This window comes from Streptomyces sp. NPDC033180 (genome assembly GCF_055577645.1).
In genome coordinates this window covers 267,083-284,847 of the sequence record NZ_JBVIPU010000007.1, presented here as the reverse complement: position 1 = coordinate 284,847, position 17,765 = coordinate 267,083, and the positions used below count along the sequence as shown (strand labels likewise).

Annotated in this window: 11 protein-coding genes and 1 pseudogene; 6 read left to right on the top strand and 6 right to left on the bottom strand. The window is 70.4% G+C overall.

Annotated elements, in window-relative coordinates; translation table 11 throughout:
- Nucleotides 1-13: 13 nt before the first annotated feature.
- A pseudogene (locus tag ACZ5WE_RS21475) lies at nucleotides 14-328 on the bottom strand (hypothetical protein); the annotation flags it as partial.
- Here ACZ5WE_RS21475 and ACZ5WE_RS21470 point away from each other — a divergent pair.
- From ACZ5WE_RS21470 to ACZ5WE_RS21445, 6 genes are all read left to right on the top strand, one after another.
- Nucleotides 297-890 carry a helix-turn-helix transcriptional regulator gene (locus ACZ5WE_RS21470; protein ID WP_467691390.1) on the top strand — a complete coding sequence of 198 codons (594 nt, stop codon included), beginning with the start codon at nucleotides 297-299 and terminating at the stop codon, nucleotides 888-890. The pseudogene ACZ5WE_RS21475 and the gene ACZ5WE_RS21470 overlap by 32 nt on opposite strands.
- A gap of 154 nt (nucleotides 891-1,044) precedes the next feature.
- On the top strand, nucleotides 1,045-1,944 hold the full coding sequence (locus ACZ5WE_RS21465) for a class I SAM-dependent methyltransferase (RefSeq protein ID WP_467691275.1): 900 nt from the start codon (nucleotides 1,045-1,047) through the stop codon (nucleotides 1,942-1,944).
- 140 nt (nucleotides 1,945-2,084) lie between these two features.
- On the top strand, nucleotides 2,085-2,423 hold the full coding sequence (locus tag ACZ5WE_RS21460; RefSeq protein WP_467691273.1) for a CU044_2847 family protein: 339 nt from the start codon (nucleotides 2,085-2,087) through the stop codon (nucleotides 2,421-2,423).
- A 25-nt stretch (nucleotides 2,424-2,448) separates the two neighbouring features.
- Nucleotides 2,449-4,173 (top strand): VMAP-C domain-containing protein, encoded by a 1,725-nt coding sequence (locus ACZ5WE_RS21455; RefSeq protein ID WP_467691271.1) that lies wholly within the window; start codon nucleotides 2,449-2,451, stop codon nucleotides 4,171-4,173.
- Nucleotides 4,174-4,244: 71 nt separating this feature from the next.
- Nucleotides 4,245-5,291, top strand: a complete 1,047-nt coding sequence (locus tag ACZ5WE_RS21450) for an AAA family ATPase (RefSeq protein ID WP_467691269.1) — start codon at nucleotides 4,245-4,247, stop codon at nucleotides 5,289-5,291.
- The gene (locus ACZ5WE_RS21445; RefSeq protein WP_467691267.1) at nucleotides 5,281-9,654 is read left to right on the top strand and encodes an SAV_2336 N-terminal domain-related protein; all 4,374 of its coding nucleotides are present in this window, start codon (nucleotides 5,281-5,283) and stop codon (nucleotides 9,652-9,654) included. Before ACZ5WE_RS21450 ends, ACZ5WE_RS21445 begins: the two co-directional genes overlap by 11 nt.
- A 43-nt stretch (nucleotides 9,655-9,697) precedes the next feature.
- Here ACZ5WE_RS21445 and ACZ5WE_RS21440 read toward each other — a convergent pair whose 3' ends face one another.
- The 5 genes from ACZ5WE_RS21440 to ACZ5WE_RS21420 all read right to left on the bottom strand — a co-directional run bounded on the left by ACZ5WE_RS21440 (nucleotide 9,698) and on the right by ACZ5WE_RS21420 (nucleotide 17,602).
- On the bottom strand, nucleotides 9,698-10,531 hold the full coding sequence (locus tag ACZ5WE_RS21440) for an aldo/keto reductase (RefSeq protein ID WP_467691265.1): 834 nt from the start codon (nucleotides 10,529-10,531) through the stop codon (nucleotides 9,698-9,700).
- Between the two features lie 207 nt (nucleotides 10,532-10,738).
- Nucleotides 10,739-11,515 carry an ABC transporter ATP-binding protein gene (locus ACZ5WE_RS21435; protein ID WP_467691263.1) on the bottom strand — a complete coding sequence of 259 codons (777 nt, stop codon included), beginning with the start codon at nucleotides 11,513-11,515 and terminating at the stop codon, nucleotides 10,739-10,741.
- Nucleotides 11,512-14,340 (bottom strand): ABC transporter permease subunit, encoded by a 2,829-nt coding sequence (locus ACZ5WE_RS21430; RefSeq protein ID WP_467691261.1) that lies wholly within the window; start codon nucleotides 14,338-14,340, stop codon nucleotides 11,512-11,514. Before ACZ5WE_RS21430 ends, ACZ5WE_RS21435 begins: the two co-directional genes overlap by 4 nt.
- Before the next feature lie 15 nt (nucleotides 14,341-14,355).
- On the bottom strand, nucleotides 14,356-15,618 hold the full coding sequence (locus ACZ5WE_RS21425) for an ABC transporter substrate-binding protein (RefSeq protein ID WP_467691259.1): 1,263 nt from the start codon (nucleotides 15,616-15,618) through the stop codon (nucleotides 14,356-14,358).
- A gap of 160 nt (nucleotides 15,619-15,778) precedes the next feature.
- Entirely contained in the window at nucleotides 15,779-17,602 is a 1,824-nt protein-coding gene (locus tag ACZ5WE_RS21420; protein WP_467691258.1) for an AMP-dependent synthetase/ligase, read from the bottom strand.
- Between the last annotated feature and the right edge of the window lie 163 nt (nucleotides 17,603-17,765).

Genomic DNA, 17,765 nt, shown 5'->3' with positions numbered 1-17,765 from the left:
ACCGCAGCCCACCTCAGCGGTGGTCTCCCGTGGTGCCGTCGGGCAGGATGTCGGCGATGTAGGCGTCGAGATCGGGCAGGCGGGGGAGCTCGGGTGCGAGCAAGTGCCGTACCCAGGCGTCGCGTTCGTGCAGCAGAGGCGGCAGCTCCCAGACACAGCCGATCAGCGGCCGGTCGAGGAGCGTGAAGTGCGTGGGGTCCCGGTCGGGACAGCCGAGCGCCGGCTGGCCCGCGACGGCGACGCGGCAGTGCAGGACGTTGTCCCACACCCAGCTGTACGCGTTGAGGTAGGCACCGCTGTCCCCGCCGCGGTGCAGCACGACGAACGACGTACCGCATCTGACCGCGGTCGCCGACGCGGTCTGGAACAGCCGGGTCCTGCACGTCCGCTACCGCCGCTGGAAAGCCCCCACCGAAGTGGAGCGCGGCCTGCGCCCGTACGGCCTGGTGCTCAAGGCGGGCCGCTGGTACGTGATCGCGGCGCCGACGGAACCCGACGCCCCGCCGCGCACGTACCGGGCCGACCAGATCCTCGAACTGGAGGTCACCGAGGGGCAGTTCACCATTCCCGCGGACTTCGACCTGGCGGCGTACTGGGCGTCGTACCAGGAGGCCTTCCACGCAGGGCTCCACCAGGGCGAGGCGGTTGTGCGCCTGGCCCCCCGCGCGGTGCTCCGCCTGGCGGGTCCCGCGGCCCGCGCCGCCGAGGCGACGGGCCGCGCCGAACCCGACGGTGACGGCTGGATCAGGGCCGTGCTGCCCATCGAGTCCGTCGGCCACGCCCATGACGAGTTCCTGCGTCTGGGGGCGGACATCGAGGTGCTGGCGCCCCCGGAACTCCGAGCGGCCCTGGCGTCCACGGCTCAGCGGCTGTGCAGGCGCTACTCCTGACCGACCCTGACCGAGACGGCCATTCCATTTTGCCGAAACCGCAAGGCGACTGGCCACAGAGGAAGGCATCGGCGCACGCTGGACACGACCCCGGGGACACGTCCACCGGCGGCTACGACCCCACCCTCCCGCGACACGAAGGCGGCGGCATTCGATGGCTCACGACCACGACCACGGGCACGACCACGGGCACGACCACGACCACGGCCACCACCACGAGGACATCAGCTGGGACACCATGGGCCCGATGCTGGAGCGGAACGCGGAGCTCGCCGCCCCGCAGAACCGCGAGATCGCCGCGTGGCTGCGCGAGTGGCAGCGGGAGCCGAAGCTGATCGCGGACGTGGGCAGCGGATCGGGCAGCATCTCCTTCCTTCTCGCCGAGATCTTCCCCAAGGCCGAGCTGATCGCGGTGGACCCGGCGGAGCCGCTCCTGGAGCGCGCACGCGAGCGGGCGGCCCGGGAGGGCCTGACGGACAGGGTCAGCACGCTCCGGGCGGAACTCCCCGAGGGAATCAGCGAGTTGCCGCACGCCGACCTCCTCTGGATCGGCAGGGCCCTGCACCACGTCGGCGACCAGGAGGCGGCGCTGGCCGCACTCGCGGACCGCATGGCGCCGGGCGGCGCGATCGCGCTCCTGGAGGGCGGCCTGAACCAGCGCAGCCTGCCCCGCGACATCGGCTTCGGCCGACCGGGCCTCCAGACGCGCTTCGACCTGGCGGACGAGACGTGGTTCGCGCGGATGCGGGCGGAGCTGCCGGGAGCGAAGGCGGTCACGGAGGACTGGCCCACGCTCCTCACCGAGGCGGGCCTGCGCCACGTGGGCACCCGCACGTTCCTCCTCGACCTGCCGGCCCCCCTCTCCGACACCGCCCGCGCCCACCTCGTGTCGGAGCTCTCCCGCCGCCGCGAGATGCACGAGGGCAAGATCGACCCCGACGACCTGGCCACCGTCGACCGCCTCCTGGACGCGAACGACGCACAGAGCCTGCATCACAGGCCCGACGTGTTCCTGTTGTCGGCGCAGACGGTGCATGTGGGGGTCAAGGGCTGAGCCGCATGGCGGCGAGGGGGGGGGCAACGGGCAGGCGAGCACGCTGATCTCCTGGTGTATCTGCCCAACACCGATCTCCCGGAGGGCGGTTGACGTTACCTTTTAGGCGACGTTGATCAGACTGTGGAGGGGAGCCGGGTTTGAGCGAGCTGATGCGATGGGACTCCGACGAAGGCCCTGTCGTCGTGGAAGTGGACTCCAGGGACCCGGGCTTCAGATCGGTGTCGCGCAGAAGTGACGGTAGCGAGATCCATGATGTCGAGGGGCACTTCGGGGCGGCGCTCGGCAATGTGCGGGGTGCGGCGATGTCCGCGTTGCGGACGTTCCGTGACCAGGCGCTCGACCCCGACGGGATCGAGCTGGAATTCGGGGTGAAGCTGAGCGCCGTCGCGGGTGCGGTCATCGCCAAGACCGCCGCCGAGGGGCACTTGACCGTCAAGCTGACCTGGTCCCGGCGCGACGAGCCGGGCGAACAATGACGGTGCGAGGCGGATAATGCACGGCATGCACTGGCGTGCCCGCATCGGCACGGTCGACGGCGCCCCCAGAGGGGCAGGCGTACTGGTCGACGGCAAGCGCCTGATCACCTGTGCCCATGTCGTCGAGGGGCTCGCCGCAGTCTCCGTCACGCTGCCCGGTGTCACCGATGCGTTGGCCGCCAAGGTGGTGTGGGCCGGCGACTGGCGGCGCCTCGGGGACCGCGGTGACATAGCGGTGCTCGAACTCGCCCATGCGCTGCGGGTGGCGCCCTGCGCGTTCGCCCCGCTCGACATGCTGCGCCCGCGGCCGGGACGTGCCGCCCACGAACTGCGCGCTCTGGGCTTTCCGTTCGGACACGAGCAGGACGGCACGCACGTCACACTGACCACCAGCGCGGACCGGCTCCTCGGCCAGGAGTGGCTTGAGGTCGATGTCGGGCAGGCGCATCTGCGGCGCCTGGACGAGGGGTTCAGCGGCGCAGCGGTCTACGACCCGGAGTCCGGCATGGTCGTCGGCATCGTCACCGATGCCGTGCTCGGTGGCGATCAGGAGGGTTATATCGGCCGGATGCTGCCCGTCGACACCATTCGGCGCCACTGGGAAGGCCTGGACGACTTCCTGCCCCTGGACTGGTGGCTGCCGGGCGAGCCGCGCCGCGAACTGCGGGCCCTGTTCGAGGGGGTGCGCCTCGACGCCGACGCCCTTGAGCTGCTGGTGCGGCGTGCTTTCCCGACCTGGTACCACCCGCTGCCCGGCTTTCGGTCGGTCTGGCACGTCATTCGATACGTGGGTGAGGTACTGACCGGTGAGGACCGTCTGCTGCCGCTGCTGCGCGAGCTCGGTGCGCGGCTGCCGGAGGTGGACATCGGAGCGTGGCTGCGGCGCTGGATGCCCGAGCATCAGGACGACAAGGCGTATGACGGGAAGGCCGCGCGGCAGTCGCCCGTGCCCGTCGGCTCGGTCATGTTCCGCGCGGAATCGATGACCCGTGGCGCCGGCCTCGACCTCACGGTGTGCACGGTGATCGACGGCGTGCAGGTCGGCTCGTCGGGGCCCGTGAGGATCCGCCCGAGCCAACTCCGCGCGAAGGTCGAGGCGATGCTCGCCGAACACATCGGCAGGGTGCACGAATGCGACTGGATGCTGGAGTTCGTGGTGCCGGAGCGGCTGATGAGCGAGCCCTTCGAGGAGTGGCAGATTCATGAGCCGGGGGCGGCACGCCCCCGCCCCATGCGCACAGTGCCCGTGGTGGTCCGGCACATGGACCGCCTCAAGCCGCTCACGGTCTCCCGCCTGACCCGCAGGCGCTGGGAAACGGTGCGGGCCCGCGGCGAGACCCGGCCCCGGCGGGTGGAGTGCGGACTGCCGTACGGATACGACGAGTTCCACGACTGGTTGGACGCGGACGACGACGTCTGCGCCCTCGCGTACGCCGCGACGCCGATGGGGGACTGGCTCTCGGCAGCCCTGGACACCGGTGTTCCGATCATGCTGTGGAGACGGCACGACTGCGGCGCGGACGGCCACACTCACTGCGCCCCCGAGAAGTTTCTCGACCGGCTGACGGAAGCGGTGGCGGTCCTTGACCCCGACCGGCTGCCGTTCGAGGTCATGAGGCTGCGCAAAGAGGCCCGCTCCCCGGACAAAGGGGACGTCGATCACTGCGGGCACCGGCTGACACTCTTCTGGGACGACCCGGAGCGCAAGCCCGACCCACCGCTGGCGATGGGAACACGGGGCGAACAGTGAGCACACGAGCATGAGGAGAACAGTGAGCACCGGCAGCGCAGGAAGCACTGGAAGCACGGGGAGCGTGAAGGGTGCCTGACATCGCCGAGACGTCGAACTGGCGCATCTACTCCGGGAGCCGGATCCCGCACGACGGCATCGACCGCCTGCCGACCCCGCCCCCCTGGCGCACCTTCACCGGCGGCCCGGCCCTGCCCACCCCGCCCGGCGACTCCGGCAACCCGCACGCCGCCGTCAGCTACCGCCCCAGCGAGGACGCGGTCCGCCAGGTCAACGCCGCGCTCTATCTGCGCAGGCCGCTCCTGGTGACAGGTGCGCCCGGCACCGGCAAGTCCTCCCTCGCCTACGCGGTGGCACATGAGCTCGGGCTTGGAAACGTCCTGCACTGGCCGATCACCAGCCGAGTCACGCTCCGCGACGGCCTGTACGAGTACGACCCACTCACGCGCTTGTACGCCGCGGAGCGCGCCCGTCGCGAGGACGGCAACGGCTCCGTGGTCGACGACATCGGGGACTATCTGCGGCTGGGCCCCCTGGGCACGGCACTGCTCCCGTACGGGCGTCCTCGCGTCCTGCTCATCGACGAGATCGACAAGAGTGACATCGATCTGCCCAACGACCTCCTCACCATCTTCGAGAAGGGGGCGTACGAGATCGTCGAGCTGGCGCGGCGCGCGGCCCCGACGGCCAGAGTGATGACGGCCGACAGCACGACCGACCGCGTGGAGGTCCGCGACGGCACGGTCAGCTGCCGCGCCTTCCCTCTCGTCGTCATGACGAGCAACGGCGAGCGGGAATTCCCGCCGGCCTTTCTGCGACGCTGTGTGACCGTGGATCTGAAGCAGCCCGCGAGTGTGGCGGAGCTGACCGCGATCGTCCGCGAGCACCTCGGTCCCGTGGTCGAGAGCGAGGGCGAGCTGCCGGCGGGCGCGCAGGACATCATCGACCGCTTCTTCGAGCGGCGCAGCGGCGGGCTGCTCGCGAACGACCAGCTCCTCAACGCCATCTACATGTGCCATCACGCTTCGTTCAGTGAACCTCCCGAATCGGTACGGCAGTTGGCGGACCAGGTGATGCCGTTCCTGAGCAGCGAGGCGACGCGCTCCGATGGAGACTGAGCGTCTGGGAAAGCTGCGGGGCCTCCTGGACACCCTGGGGCCGCACGTCACTCCGCTGGAGCTCGCGGAGATGCTGTGGCTCGCTGAGCGTCTGCCTCAGGGCGAGACAGGGGGAGCGGGGGACAGCCGAGATCGTCAGGGGCCGGGGCGCGGCTGGGGTGACGGAGTGGGAGTCGGACCACCGGAGAACAGGGCCGGTGGCGTGGCAGGCAGCGAGCTTCCCCCGGGCGCCGCCGCGGCCGTCGGCGACCACACCGGCACGGTGGATGACGCGTCCGGCACCGAAGAAGGCGGCAGTGACACACACCGAGCCGCCCTGCACCTCCCGCGCGGCCTTCCGCAGCCCGGCGCCGACGCCGAGGACATCTTGGTCCCGGCTCCCCATGCCCTGCGCCACGAACTGGAGATCCAGCGCGCCCTGCGGCCGCTCAAGCAGCGTGTGCCCGACCGGCGCCGCCGCATCCTGGACGAGGATGCGACGGCCGAGCGTGCCGCACTCCACGCCGGCCTGCGTCCCTTGGCCCCGGTCATGGTGCCCGCCACCGACCGCCTCCTGAGCCTGGCCCTCGTCATCGACACGGGCCCCGCGATGGAGGTGTGGCGTCCACTCGCCCGTGAGCTGCGCGAGGCGATGCAGCGCACCGGCGCATTCCGGGACGTGCGGCTCCGGCACCTGGCCGACCTCGGCCCGGGCGTCTGCGTCCGCTCCTCGCCCGCGGGCCCAGCGGTGGCCCCGGCTGCCATGGTGGACCCGACGGGCCGCCAGGTGACCCTGGTGCTCAGCGACTGCTCGGGACCGCACTGGTGGGGCGGGCGCATGGCCCCTGCCCTGCGACTGTGGGCCGAGCGGGGGCCCACCGCCATTCTGCAGCCCCTGCCCGAACGTCTCTGGCGCCGCACGGCGGCCCCCGCGATCCCCGGCAGGGCGATCGCCTCGCGGGCAGGTGCCCCCAACACCGCGCTGCGTTTCACCCCGCACGACGGCCGGGCGGGAAGCCCCGCAGCGGACGCGGTCCCCGTGCCCGTCCTTGAGCTGGCTCCCGAGTGGCTGGCCGACTGGGCGGGCCTGGTGACCGCGTCCGGCGATTACCACCGGGACACGGCGGTGACGTACGTGAGCGTGGCGCGGCCACCCCACGGTCAACCCCTTGTGGCAGAGGGGGGCTTGACGATCACCGAGCGGCTCCTGCGCTTTCAGGCAGCGGCGTCGCCCACGGCGGTGGACCTGGCGGCGCATGTCGCTCTGTCGGTGCCCGCGCTGCCGGTGATGCGGCTGATCCAGCAGCGGGTCACGCCGGGCTCGCGGCCCAGCGACCTCGCCGAGGTTCTCCTGAGCGGCCTCCTCGAGCCTGTCGATTCGGAGCGGGGCCTGTACGACTTCGTACCGGGTGCGAGACGTGCCCTGTTGGAAACCCTGCCCCGCCCCGAGTCACTCGCGGTCGCCGAGCTGCTGGACCGGCTCGGCGCGGAGATCGAGACCAGAGCCGGTTCGATGACCCGCGCCTTCAGGGCGGTCGTGCCGGTGCCGGAGGGGACAGGGGGCCGGGCGCTCGGGGACGCGGGCCGGCCCTTCGCGATGGTGAGCGAGGAGGCGTTGGGGCTGCTGCGGGGCCGGGCGATCCGGGTGGCTGAGCGGCCGGTGGGCGAGGGGAGCGCCGCCGGCGGGGCGGTGCCGGATCCGTACGACACCGATCGTGGGAGCTCCCCGGTCCGATCGCCGTCCCCGCTCGGCGGCTTCGACCCGCCCGCGACCGTTGCGAGCCCGTCCGGCCTGACGAACGTGGTGGCACTGGATCAGTTCGTCGGCAGAAGAGACGTGCTGGAGCGCCTGGACCGGGCTCTGTTCACCGTGCGACCAGAGTTCTCGGTGCCCCGCCGGATTGCCCTCCACGGGGCGGCGGGCGGGGGCAAGACCTGTCTGGCGGCGGAGTGGGCGGCGGGGGTGGCACGGGCCGGCAGCATGGGGCCGGTGTGGTGGGTGCGCGCGGACTCGCCCGCTTCGATCGTGAAGGGTCTCTCCGGCCTCACCCGCGCCCTGCAGCCCTCGGTGCCGGACTTCCTGGCGGGGGAAGGGCGCTGGGAGTGGGCCCTGCAGTGGCTGACCTCGCACGAGGACTGGGTCCTCGTCTTCGACGGCGTGGAGAACCCCGAGGACGTACGCGTTCTCCTGTCCCGCCTGGGTACGAACGGGATCGTCCTGATCACCAGCCGCCTGAGCACTGGCTGGGAGAGGACCGCCTCGCCCATGGCGCTCGAAGTGCCCGAACTGGCCGAAGCTGTCGCGATGTTCAACCAGAGGGCGGACGGGGACCCTGGGGAGGTGGAGCTCTTGTGCGAAGAGCTCGGGCGCTTTCCGCTGGCAGTGGCGCAGGCAGCCGCCTACATCGCGGGATCAGGCATTTCCATCGATGCGTACCACGCCATGATCGCTGTGCGACAGGACGAGCCGGGGGAGGCCGAGGGCGAGGGACCGCAGTCGCTCAGCATCGTCGACAGCCTCAGGCAACGCCTGCGAGCCGTCAACGATCCGGCGTCGAGGAAACTCATGCAGATCCTGGCCTGGTACGGCTCCGAACCCATACCCGCGGACCTTCTGGACCTGATGACCCGGTTCCATTTCACACCGTCACAGGTCGCGGACGCGATGGAAATTCTGACGAGCCTGGGTCTGGTCGAGTCCCGGGCCGGGACGGTCAGTGTGCCTCGTCTCACCGCTTCCATCGCCCGCGTCTGGGATTCCGGCCACCAGGGCGGACGCGACGAGCATGAGATTCGGGCGGCCCGTCAGGTGGCGACGCGATGGCTCAAGCAAGCGCTCCCCCGCGATGCGGACGATCCGGCGCTCTGGCCCCGCTGGCGTGCTCTCCTCCCGCACATCGAGGCGTTCGCCGACCATGACTCGCCCGAGGACGACGACGTGGAATTCGGCTCTCTGCTGGCGGCGACCGCACACTTCCTCATGGCGCAAGGCCAGTTGGAACAAGCCCTGAACTTCCTGCGGAGAGCGTCGGAGTCCCTGCGCAGAATCCTGGGAGCGGAAGATCCTCTGGCACGCCGCGCCACGACATGGCTTGCCGGAGCGTATGTGTCATCGGGTGACACGGCGCGGGGTCTTGAACGGTACCGGGAGGTACGGGCCGCGATGGACAGGGCGGGGGTGGCGGAGGACGACCCCGAGAGGCTCGCGCTGCGAGCGGAACTCGCCGGCGCGTACCTGGCGACTGGAGCGACGAGACGGGCGATCAGGGAGCTGGAGGCCACCCGCGCCCTCGCGGTCCGGAGCCTGGGCGCGGACCATCCGGCGACCCCTCCGGTGCTGGCACGGCTCGCGGGTGCCTACCTGGCGGACGAAGCGTGGGACCGTGCGGTGGCCGCATACCAGGAAGCGCTGACCGCTCACCAGCGGACCTGGGGCGACTCGGCCCCGGCCACGTTCACCGTCCGCGGGGAGCTGGCTCTCGCGCTCGACAGAGTGGGGGACACGTTGGGGGCGGTGGACGAGCTCGTGCAGGTGGTGGCCGGCCTCCGGGAAGTCCTGGGGGAGGGACATCCGCGCACGCTCACGGCTCTGGCGGCCTTGGCCGGGGTGTACGAACGCGAAGGCGCTCTGCGTCAGGCGGTGGAGCTGTACGAGGAGGCGCTGCCGCACAGCACCGAAGCGCTGGGGGAAGTGCATCCGCAAACACTGCGTCTGAAAAATCAACTGGCCCGGGCCTGTGTGCTGGACGAGAACCCGGAGCGCGCGATTCAGCTGTACGAGGAGGCCCTGTCCACCAGAGGTGAGGCCCTGGGCCACGAGCACCCGGAGACTCTCCGTGCGGCGGCGGCGCTGGCGGAGACCTACCGGCGCGGTGGGATCAGGGAGAAGGCGATCGCGTTGTACGAACGGACGCTGGCCAAACGGATCAGCGTCCTGGGGGAGGCGCATGTCGAGACCCGTAGGACGTACAGCGACCTGGCCGAAGCGCTGCTGGACGTCGGAGAAGCGCGGCGCGCGATCACCCTGCTGGAAACGACACTGGACGAACGCGTGACCAGTCTCGGCGACGTGCACCCGGGAACCCTGCGAACACGCCAGCAACTCGCGGAGGCCTACCGGCGGGCCGGAGAGCCGGAAGCGGCGATCGTGCTGCAACAAGCGGCACTGGCTTCCCTGAAAAGCTCACTGGGCGAGGACCATCTCCGGACCCACGAGGCCAGATCACACCTCGCACGTGCCCTCGCCGCTGACGGTGACATGGAGGGCGCCATCAGCCAACTGAGCCGGGCCGCCGAGGGCTTTGCCCGCGAACTCGGCGAGGACGCCGCGGAAACAGCCGCGGCGCACGAGACCCTGGCCCAGTGGCAGGAGCTCGGCTCCTGAAGACCGGGCCAGGGCCTCTCACAAGGAAAGTGACAAGGAAAGCTCAGACCACGTCGAACGTCGCCGGATCCGGCCCAAGTCGCCGGTCCTCGTTCAGCGCGCTGATCGCGGCCATGTCCTCGGGGTCGAGTTCGAAGCCGAAGACGTCGATGTTCTCCTTGATCCGGGACGGTGTCACGGACTTGGGGATCACCACGTTGCCCAGTTGGACGTGCCAGCGCAGGACGACCTGGGCCGGCGTGCGGCCGTGCTTCTGGGCGATCGCGACGATCGCCGGGACCTCGAGGAGGCCCTTGCCCTGACCGAGCGGGGACCAGGCCTCCGTGGCGATGCCCTGTTCCGCGTGGAACGCGCGGGAGGCGCGCTGCTGGAGGTGCGGGTGGAGCTCGATCTGGTTGACCGCCGGGATGACCGACGTCTCGGCCAGCAGCTGCTCCAGGTGCTCGGGCAGGAAGTTCGAGACACCGATGGACCTGGCGCGGCCGTCGGCCTGGATCTTCTCGAAGGCCTTGTACGTGTCCACGGCGAGGCCCTTCGAGGGCAGCGGCCAGTGGATCAGATACAGGTCCACGTGGTCGAGGCCGAGCTTCTCCAGGGACGCGTCGAAGGCGCGGAGCGTCGCGTCGTAGCCCTGGTCGGTGTTCCAGAGCTTCGTCGTGACGAAGAGCTCATCGCGGGCGATGCCCGAAGCGGCGATGGCCTTGCCGGTGCCCTCTTCGTTGCCGTAGACGGCCGCGGTGTCGATACTGCGGTACCCGGCCTCCAGCGCCGTCGCGACGGCGGACTCGGCCTCGGCGTCCGGGACCTGCCAGACGCCGAAACCGAGCTGCGGCATCTTGACGCCATTGTTCAGGATGATCGGGGGGACCTTGCTCACGAGCTTTCGATCCTTAAGTCGTCGGGTGGTACTCCCATGGTCAACGATCAGATGCGGTGCTGCATTCCTTGGCCACTCCCGGGTGAGGACCGGGCGATCTTCCGGGCGATTCTCGGTCCGCACCATTGATCGCGTTCCGTCATGCATCGACTCTAGGGCACATCGCTGAACATCGAACACTCATGTGAACGACGGTCGAATACCCCGCTACGCCGCGGTGGTCCCGAGGTACGCGTCCCGCACCCTCGGGTCCGCGCGCACCTCGGCCGCCGTGCCCTCGGCCAGGACAGCGCCGAGGTCGAGGACCACCACGCGGGCGCAGAGTTCCATCACGAAGGCGACGTTGTGCTCCACCAGGAGCACGGCGCAGTTCTCCTCGTCGGCGAGGTGCCGGATGACGGCCGACAGCTGGCCTCGCTCGTCGGCCGTCATCCCGGAGGCGGGCTCGTCCAGGAGCAGCACTGTGGGCGGGTCCGCCACCGCGCGTGCCAGTTCCACCATGCGGGCCCGGCCGACAGGCAGAGCGCCCGCGTACTCCTCGGACAGAGCCTCAAGTCCGCACTCGCGCAGCACGGTTGAGGCACGAGCCCGTCTGTCCTTCTCCTGCGTACGCCGGGTGGGCGCCGCAAGGAGATCGGCGGCGAACCCGCCACCGCCGCCGCGCCACTCCTGCGCGACGAGCAGATTGTCGGCGACCGTGAGCTGCCCGAAGAGCTGCTGGCGCTGGAAGGTGCGGCGCATGCCGTGGCGGGCACGCCAGACGGGCGAGCGGCGGGTGACGTCGACCCCGTCGAGCAGGACGCGCCCCCGGTCGGGGCGGCGGATGCCGGAGACGACGTCGAACAGGGTGGTCTTTCCGGCGCCGTTGGGGCCGATGAGGCCGCACACCTCGCCGGGGCGCAGGCTCAGGTCCACGCCGGTGAGGGCGTGGATCCCGCCGAAGCGGACGCCGATGCCGGAGGCCTCGAGGACGCGGTCGCTCATGGCCTGCCCACTCCTTCGGTGCGGTCCTCGTCCTGCGCGGCGATGCCCAGGTAGGCCTCGGTCAGCTGGTCCGCCCTGACCGCTGAGCGCGGGCCGCACCAGGAGACCCGGCCCTGTGCGAGGTAGGCGACGGTGTCGGCGATGCCGAGGACCTCGGCGGCTTTTTCCTCCACGAGGAGCAACCCTGTTCCGGCGTCCCGGAGTTCGGCGAGGAGCCGGAAGACCTCGTCGACCACGCGGGGGGCGAGACCGAGGGACGGCTCGTCCGCGATCAGCACGCTGGGCGGGCGCTGGAGGAGGGGTGCGAGAGCGAGCATCTGCTGTTCTCCTCCGGAGAGCGACCCCGCGGTGACCTTTCGCCGTGCGGCGAGGCCGGGGAAGCGGTCGTAGACGGCTTCGCGGGCGTGCCCCTCGGGGAGGTGCAGGGCGAGATTCTCCTCGATGGTGAGGGAGGGGAAGATGCCGCGGCCTTCGGGGGCGAGGACGACTCCCGCTCGGGAACGGTGGACGGGGCCGCTGCGGGTGGCGTCCGCGCCGGCGACGCGGATCTGCCCCCCGGTGGGGGCGATCAGCCCTGCCGCGACCCGGCATGTCGTCGACTTGCCCGCACCGTTGGGGCCGAGCAGGGCGACGATCTCGCCGGGGTGGACGGTGAGGGTCACGCCATGGAGGACGGGGGCGCCGTCGTATCCGGCGCGGACGTCACGCAGGGCGAGGGAGGGAGGGTTCTCTTCCCCGAGCCCGCCCCTTCCCGAAACCGTGGGCTGCGCCCCCGGGCCCCCGCATCGGCCTTCGGCCTCGTCCTCGGACGCCGGACGGGCTGGAGACCCCGCCACCTGCTGAGCGTGCATCCGCGGTGGCCGTCGATCACCGGCTCCGCCGAGTTCGTCCTCGAACGCCGGACGGGCTGGAACCTCCGCCACGCGCCTGCGATGCAACCGCACCGAAACCGCAGCGCAGTACCCATCCGGATCATTGGCCAACGCCAACCCCGCCAACCCGAACAGAATCACCGGCAGCTGCACGGACTCCGTCACGTAGTCGGCGACCAAGTGCGGCACGATGGCGAAGACCAGGCCCGCCACCACCGCGAACTGCGGCCTGCGCACCCCCGCGGCCACCACCACCGCGAGCCACACGAGCCCCGTCATCGCGGTGAAGTCCGTGGCGGTGATCCGGGTGTTGAACGACGCGTACATCACGCCACCGAACCCGGCGAGCCCCGCCGACAACGTGAAAAGCAGCAGCTTCGTCCGCACCACCGAGACCCCGGAGGCCATCGCCGCCGCCGGAGCGGACCGCACCGCCAGCATCGCCCGCCCCGTCGCCGACCCCCGCAGCGCACTCAACGCCGCCACGGCCACCGCCACGAGGACGACCATCGCCACGCCCATCGCACGGTCGTCGCTCAGGTCGACCGGGCCGAAGACGGCGCGTGGTATCTCCCACCCGGTGTCGCCGTTCCTCAACCACCCCATCTGGAAGAGGACTTGATCGGCCAGGAAGGCCAGGGCGAGCGTGGCGAGCGCCAGCGACCGGCCGCCGAGGCGCAGCGCGGGCAGCGCGACAAGCGCGCCGAGCACCGCCGCCCCGCACGTCCCCACCAGCGCCGCCGCGATGAACGGCCACCCGTGGCTCATCAACAGGCCCGCCACGAGCGCCGCGCCCGTCACGAACGTCGCCTGCGCCAGGGACACCATCGCGCCAAGGCCCGTCACCACGGTGAAGGAGATGAAGACCAGGGAGATCGCCAGGCCCTGCGCGAGGATGCCGCTCCAGAAGGGTGTGGTGACCGTGTAGAACGACAGGGCGAGCAGCGCAGCCCCCACCGCCCACGGCCCCCACCTGCGCGGCCACGACTTCCCGGCGAGATAGTCGATCGGCGGCGCGTCCACCGCAGCCGTGCCCGCTGTCCGCTGCCGGCGTGTCATGAGGAGCAGCCCGGCGAAGAGGATGAGGAACGGCACCGCCGTACGGAACCCGGTGATCTTCTCCGCGAAGTCGGCGTACCCGGCGACCAGGTTCTGCAGCACGCCCAGTCCCAGCCCGCCCGCGAACGCCAGCGGGATCGACATGAAGCGCCCGAGCACCGCGGCCGTGGCCGACACGAACAGGAACAGGGTGAAGTCGTGCGAGGAAAGACCGAGCAGGGGAGTGGCCAGCACACCCGCGAGCCCCGCGAGCCCCGACGACAGCATCCACGCCACCGACGAGAGCCGGTCCGCGCTCATGCCCCGCAGCTCCACGAGCGAGCGGTTGTCCACCACGGCCCGCAGCCGCAGCCCGAGCGGCGTGTGCCGCATCAGGATCCACAGGCCGATCGCGACCACCGCCGTCGCGACCCACGTGATCAACTGGTCGGAGTCGATGCCGACGCCGTCCATGAGCTGCCAGTTCCTGGCGGGGCTCGGTCCCACGCCCGGCAGCCCGAACTGGTTCTCGGCCGGCTTGACGGACGCCCCCGCATCCTCCAGGAGCTCCACCGCCCACAGGCCGAGCGCGGGCAGCGCGACGAGCAGCCCGATCGTCGCCACGATCTGCGCGGTCTCGCCCACTCTCGCCAGCTTGCGGAACATCATCCGGTCGAGGCCCCAGCCGAGCGCGGGCGCCACGACGCAGACGAGAAGGAGGGCCGTCGGTACGGCGGGCCAGCCGAGGCCGGAGTGGAGTTCGTAGAAGGTGAGCGCGCAGAGGTAGGCGGTCGCGCCGTGCGCGAAGTTGAAGAGACCGGAGGCGGAGTAGGAAAGGACGAGACCCGTCGCGAGCAGCGCGTACAGGGCGCCGGAGACGAGACCGCTCAGCACGAATCCCAGCAGGTCGGACACGAGTGGCCTGCCCCTCTACTTGAAGGGGATGGGTTCGTAGCACGTGAAGGGCGACGACACCGAGTACTTCCCGCCCTTCAGCTGCACGAGGGCGCCGCAGCCGAACGACTCCTTCTGCCCCTTGGGCAGGCTGCGGTCGCCGACCATCGTGTCCTTGTCGGAGAAGCCGTTCGCCGCCTGCTGGAAGGAGTCGACGGTCAGGTCCCTGCCCGCCTTCTCGGCGATCGAGAGGAAGAGATCCGCCGACATATAGCCGGTCATCATGTGCATGTTGAGCGGGACGTCCTCGCCCGCCGCCTTCCTGATGTCCGCCTTGAACTGCTTCATCGCGGCGGTGTTCTGCTCGAACGGCTGGAAGGACAGCAGGATGTGCACGCCGTCGAGCGCCTTCTTCGTCGCGCTCTTGGCAAGCAGGCCGGGGTCGTAGTCGGTCGGGTCCGTGATCACACCCTTGAAGCCGGAGCGCTTGACGGCCGTGAACAGGCCGATGTTGTACGGCGTCTGCATCACGGAGACGACGACGTCCGGCGCCTTGCCGCCGTCGGAGCGCAGGATCTCCTTGGTGTACGCCGACCAGTCGCTCGGCACGGAGGTCGCGGGCACGGTCGACTTGGCGTACGTGACCTTGTAACCGGCCGCAGCGAAGCTCTGTTTGTAGGTGCGGATGGCGAAGGTGCCCGCGTCGTTGTCGTTGGCGAGGATGGCCACGGACTTGCCCTTCGAGCCGTCCGTCACCTTCTTCAGGCCCTCGGGCCAGCTCTGGGTGATGGTGCCGCCCGGCATCGGGACCATGCAGCCGCCGAACCCGTACATGTAACTCGGGCCGCAGAAGGGCGGGATGGTGCCCCAGCCGAACGTCGGGACCTTCTGCTTCTGGAGGAAGTCGGCGCCGGAGAAGGTGACCGAGCTCATCGGCGCGATGGCGAACACCTTCTCCTGCTGGACGAGTTTGCGTGCCGCCGCGAGATTCTTGCCGGGGTCCTGGCCGTCGTCCTCGGCGCCCAGGTAGTCGATCTTCCGTCCGTGTACGCCGCCTTCGGCGTTCGCGCGCTCGAAGCGGGCCTTGGCGCCGAGGTCGGTGTCCTTCTTGCTGTAACCGCTCGCGGTCGTCATGGAGACGATGCCGCCGACCTTGATGGAGTCGGCGCTCACACCGCGTACGGAACCGCCGGCCTTGTCGCCGCCGCTCGCATCGCTGCTGTTGGAGGCGGAGTTGCAGGCGGTGGCGAGCAGCAGTGCGGCCACGGTGGCGGTGATGGTGCGGATCGATCGCGACACGGGTCAGCCCCCTGAAGTCGAAGTGGGGCTGATTCTGTGCGGGGCCTGATGAACCGTCAATAACCACCGCGCCATTAAATGATGGCCCGTCAGATGCGGGGTTCCGAGTGGGTGGGCGGGAGAGATCCGCCGCGAAGCGGCGGCCTTGAAGCACCCCAAGTCAAGCGCGGTACAAGGCCTCGACCTCGGCCGAGTAAGCAGTCTCGATCGCCTTGCGCTTGAGCTTCAGCGAGGGCGTGAGCAACCCGTGCTCCTCGGAGAACTGGTGCGCCAGTATCCGGAACGTACGGATCGACTCGGCCTGCGAGACAAGGGTGTTGGCGGCCACCACGGCCCGCCGCACCTCGGTCTCCAGATCCGGGTCGCGCACCAGGTCCGTCGGCGACATCGGCGGCTTGCGGCGCATGGTCAGCCAGTGCTCGACGGCCTCGCCGTCCAGCGTGACGAGCGCCGCGATGTACGGGCGGTCGTTGCCCACCACGATGCACTGCGCGACCAGCGGATGGTCGCGCACCCGCTCCTCCAACTGCCCCGGCGAGACGCTCTTGCCGCCGGACGTCACCAGGATCTCCTTCTTGCGCCCGGTGATCGTGAGGTAGCCGTCCTCGTCGAGTGCGCCCAGGTCCCCGGTGGCGAGCCAGCCCTCGTGCAGGGTCGCGTCGGTGGCCTTGGGGTCGTTGAGGTACCCCTGGAAGACGTTGCGGCCGTTCAGCCACACCTCGCCGTCCTCCGCGATGTACACGGTGGTGCCGGGGATGGCCTGGCCGACCGTGCCGTAGCGGGTGCGCTCGGGCGGGTTGGCGGTCGCGGCGGCCGTCGACTCCGTCAGGCCGTACCCCTCGTAGATCTCGACGCCCGCGCCCGAGAAGAACAGGCCGAGGCGTCGGTCCATCCCGGAGCCGCCGGACATCGCGTGGCGCACACGGCCGCCCATGGCGTCGCGCACCTTCGCGTAGACGAGCTTCTCGAAGAGCGAGTGCTGCATGCGCAGGGCCGCCGAAGGCCCGGGGCCGGTGCCGAAGGCCTTGGCCTCCATCGCGTCCGCGTACCGCACGGCGCACTCCACGGCCTTGTCGAAAGGCCCTGTCTTGCCGTCCTTCTCCGCCTTGCGCCGTGCCGCGTTGAAGACCTTCTCGAAGATGTACGGCACGGCCAGGATGAAGGACGGGCGGAACGCCGCCAGGTCCGGGATGAGCGCCGCCGCGTTCAGGCTCGGCTGGTGGCCGAGCTTGACCCGGCCGCGGACCGCCGCGACCTGCACCATGCGCCCGAAGACGTGCGCGAGCGGCAGGAAGAGCAGCGTCGTCGCCTCGTCGCCCCGCCGGGAGTGGAAGACCGGCTCCCAGCGCTGGATGACGGTCTCCGCCTCGAACATGAAGTTGGCGTGGGAGATCAGACAGCCCTTGGGGCGGCCCGTCGTGCCCGAGGTGTAGATGATCGTGGCGATCGAGTCGGGGGTGACGGCGCGGCGGTGGCGGTTGACCACCTCGTCGTCGACGTCCTGGCCCGCACGGTTCAGTTCGTCCACGGCGTCGGCGTCCAGCTGCCACAGCCTGCGCAGCTGCGGCAGCCGGTCGATCACCGAGCCGATCGTCATCGCGTGGTCCTCGTGCTCGACCATGGCGGCCGACACCTGCGCGTCGTGCAGCATCCAGAAGACCTGCTCGGCGGAGGACGTGGGGTAGATGGGCACCACCTGGGCGCCGACCGTCCAGAGCGCGTAGTCGAAGAGCGTCCACTCGTAGCGGGTGCGGCACATGATGGCGACGCGGTCACCGAAGCGCACGCCCTGGGCGAGCAGGCCCCTGGCGAGCGCTATCACCTGGTCGCGGAACTCCGCGGATGTGACGTCGCGCCACTCGCCGTCGGTCTTGCGGCCGAAGGCGACGTGGAGCGGATCCTCAAGGGCATGGTCGAACACGACGTCGGCAAGGCCGCCCACCAGCGGCGCCGACGCCAACGGAGGGTTCGTGAACTCGCGCAATGATGCTCCTTGTGGCGCTCCGCACAGCGCCGGTGACGGTACCCCACCGCGCTGCCGGGCGGGAGAGGGGTGACCGACCCCTCGGTACGTACCATCCACGCTGGTCAGCCGGTTAAATGCGGCCACAAGGGGAGAGGCGGGACAGAATACTTACGGTTGAGTA